This is a genomic window from Pseudoalteromonas sp. BSi20652 (assembly GCF_000239855.1).
Classification (GTDB): Bacteria; Pseudomonadota; Gammaproteobacteria; order Enterobacterales; family Alteromonadaceae; genus Pseudoalteromonas.
In genome coordinates, this window is sequence record NZ_BADT01000134.1 from 1 (window position 1) to 3,579 (window position 3,579).

General features: G+C 39.8%; 3 protein-coding genes. All 3 read left to right on the top strand.

All coding sequences use genetic code 11. The features are described 5' to 3' along the window. The coding region (locus P20652_RS18420) for an ABC transporter permease (protein ID WP_033017579.1) at nt 1–935 on the top strand (935 nt) is incomplete at its 5' end. An 11-nt stretch (nt 936–946) separates the two neighbouring features. After that, complete coding sequence (locus tag P20652_RS07060) at nt 947–2,155, top strand: ABC transporter permease (protein ID WP_008169743.1); 1,209 nt, start codon at nt 947–949, stop codon at nt 2,153–2,155. A gap of 71 nt (nt 2,156–2,226) precedes the next feature. Then, a complete protein-coding gene (locus tag P20652_RS07055) occupies nt 2,227–3,552 on the top strand; it encodes a sigma-54 dependent transcriptional regulator (RefSeq protein WP_008169745.1) in 1,326 nt (441 codons plus the stop codon). Nucleotides 3,553–3,579 lie beyond the last annotated feature (27 nt).

Sequence of the window (3,579 nt, forward strand, 5' to 3'; positions counted from 1 at the left end):
ACTTTTTTAGCATGTTTAATTTGTCATTTTTATATGGCGGAACGTGGAGCACAGAGCAAGAAAATTCAGCCGCACCCGTTGTAGTTATTACACAAGAGCTAAACGACAAGCTATTTGCAGGAAAAAACTCCGTTGGAGAGCTAATTTACTTAGATGATGGCAGCTATCAAGTAGTTGGTGTTATTAACCATTGGCCTCTGAATATTAAATATTATGATTTAAATAACGGCGCATTTAATCAAGCCGAAGATTTATTTATGCCTTTTAGTTTAATTAAAGCAAAAGAGCTCGTAAGTTGGGGCAATAGCAATGGATGGAAACACGAAAACACACCAACCTTTGCAGATAAACTGCAATCTGAGCAAGTATGGATCCAGTTTTGGGCAGAGCTAAATACGCTTGAACAAAAACAAGCCTATCAAAATTACTTATTAGCCTATATGCAAGAACAACAAAAACGTGGTCGATTTAATCGTAAAGAACTTGAGTATAAACTTCGCGATGTAAACCAATGGATGCAATACAACAACGTCGTCACCGAAGACAATAAAATTTTAGTGGGCCTGAGCTTTATGTTTTTAGGTGTCTGCTTAGCCAATATTTTAGGTTTACTTTTAGCTAAATTTTTACGCAGAGCGCCAGAAGTAGGTGTAAGACGCGCATTAGGTGCTAGTAAAAGGCAAATATTTTTACAGCACTTAGTTGAGGTCGCCATGCTTGGCTTTATAGGTGGCATGCTAGGAATTGTACTAGCACAACTTGGCTTAATGGGCGTAGGGCAAAGCTACGACTACTATGAAAACTTAGCGACAATGGATTTAACCATGCTATTGAGCGCCCCATTGATTGCAATTACAACCTGCATTTTAGCTGGTTTGTACCCAGCTTGGTTAGTGTGTAAAACCAATCCTGCTATTTATCTTAAGAGCCAATAAGGAATGTCACAATGTTAGAAATAAAACCTATATTCAACGCCTTATGCCGCTCAAAGGTGGGCGCTGTATTACTGCTAATTCAAATTGCAATTACTACAGCTATAGTTAGTAATGCTGCATTTATTATTCAAGACAGAATTAGCTATTTAAACCAAGAAACGGGCTACCCCGAACAAGATATATTTAAGTTTAATGTAATGACCTTTGGTACTGATATTAACTTAAGTCAGCAGTTTGAGCTTGATGAAAGCATGCTTAGAAAAATGCCAGGCGTAGTTGATGCCGCATTAAGCAGTAGTATTCCGCTATCAGGGGGTGGCAGCGCTTCGAGCTTTAATTTAAAACCTGCTCCACAAGAAGGCCTAAGTGTCAGGACCGCTTATATTTTTATAGATGACCACGCAATTAATACCTACGGCGTTAACTTAATTGCAGGGCGAAACTTTACCGAAGATGAAGTGCTCGTTACAAACGAAATTACACAAAAGCGTACCAACGTCACTATAGTCACTAAAGCCTTACTTGATGAGCTCTACCCTGATGGAGATGGTTTAGGGAAAATAGTTTATTTTGGTGACCTACCACTTAAAATTATTGGCGTGATCGGAAGCATGAAAGGCCCGTGGCTCAAAGACAGTAAACCCGATAATCTTGCGTTTATTCCTTATATTAAAGCAGCAAGTTATGCACAAGTTGCCGTTCGTACTAAGCCTGGTCAGCGAGCAGCTGTAATGAAAGAAATAGAAAATGCTATGCTCGAAAACTACAGCAAACGCGTTATTAACAACATTAAAGGGCTTGATGAATTAAAAAATGAGTATACCGCTCAAGATCGCCTCATGATGCGCATGCTCATAGTATTAATCACTATTTTAGTACTTATAACCGCTCTCGGTATTTTTGGCTTAACCTTATTTAATATTAGCAAACGTACTAAGCAAATTGGTACACGCAGAGCACTTGGCGCAAGAAAGTCAGCTATTGTTAGCTACTTTTTAGTAGAAAATGCATTAATTTGTAGCCTAGGTTTAGCCTTAGGTGTAGTAACAGCACTACTGCTTGGAAAAATGTTAATGCAGTATTTTTCTGTCGCCGCGCTACCGCCAAGTTATATAGCCGTTACCGCCATTGCTGTATTTTTAATGAGCTTACTTGCTGTATTAGCGCCTGCTAAACGCGCTGCCAATATTTCGCCCAGTATCGCAACTCGCACTATTTAATAATATGTAAATCACTATGCTACACTGCTTAGTAAGGCAGTGTAGCCATTAAAAAATTATAAAAATAACCTATGACTCATAAAATACTCATTGTTGATGATAACCAAGCAGTACTCGACGCACTTTCATTGTTGCTCGAGATCCACGACTTTTCGGTAGTCACTGCAACAAATCCATTTGATGCTCTGCAAATAGTTCGCTATCAACGAATTGAGCTTGTAATTCAAGACATGAACTTTACCAGCGACACCACCTCTGGCGAAGAAGGTAAAGCGTTGTTTTATGAACTACGAGAAATAAACCCACACCTACCTATTATACTTATTACAGCCTGGACCGAACTTGCCACCGCCATTGAGCTTGTAAAAGCCGGTGCCGCTGATTACTTACCAAAACCCTGGGATGATGCAAAACTACTAGTTTGTATCGGTAACTTAATAGAGCTAGGCAGTGCTAAAAAAATAATGGCGACACTTAATCGCCATCAACAAGAACGTGAAGGTACATTTAAAAATGCAGACCTTGCTGGGCTAATATTTAAAAGCACGGCTATGGAACGACTGGTTACTATGGCGCTACAAGTGGCTAAATCTGATATATCTGCATTAATTACAGGCCCTAATGGGAGTGGTAAAGAGTGCATTGCGCATATTATTCAAAAAAACTCCCCGCTTGTATCGCAGCCTTTTATTAAGGTAAACGCTGGTGCACTACCGCAAGAACTTATAGAGGCCGAACTTTTTGGCGCTGAAGCAGGTGCATACACGGGGATTACCAAACAACGTATTGGTCGATTTGAAGCAGCTGATGGTGGTACGTTATTTTTAGATGAAATTGGTAATTTACCACTTTCAGGACAAATAAAATTACTACGCGTACTACAAACCGGCGAGTTTGAACGTTTAGGCTCAACACAAACACGAAAGGTAAATGTGCGGGTTATATCGGCCACTAACGAAAACTTACTACAAGCAATTCAACAAGGTCGATTTAGGGAAGACTTATATTATCGCCTTAATGTAATTGAGCTCAATGTGCCTGCCCTAAGCGAAAGACAAGATGATGTTTTAGCACTTATTAGCCATTTTTTACCTCACCGAGAGCTGACTATAAACACAGAGCAAGCACTTCAACACTACAAATGGCCAGGTAACGTTCGAGAGCTAGAAAATGCTTGTAAACGTGTAGCGTTACTAAAACCAACAGGTGCGCTTACAGTCGATGACTTTGCACTTTCGTCATCGGTTACTGCTCAACAAGAAGCAAAAGCAGAGCCGACCAAACAGGAAATAGAACACGCAATGCGCGCTCATCAAGGTGTTATAGCCAAAGTGGCCCGTGAATTTGGTTTAAGCCGACAAGCACTTTACAGGCGGTTACAAAAAATAGGGTATTGATTATTAATGCCAAACATTATTAACAAC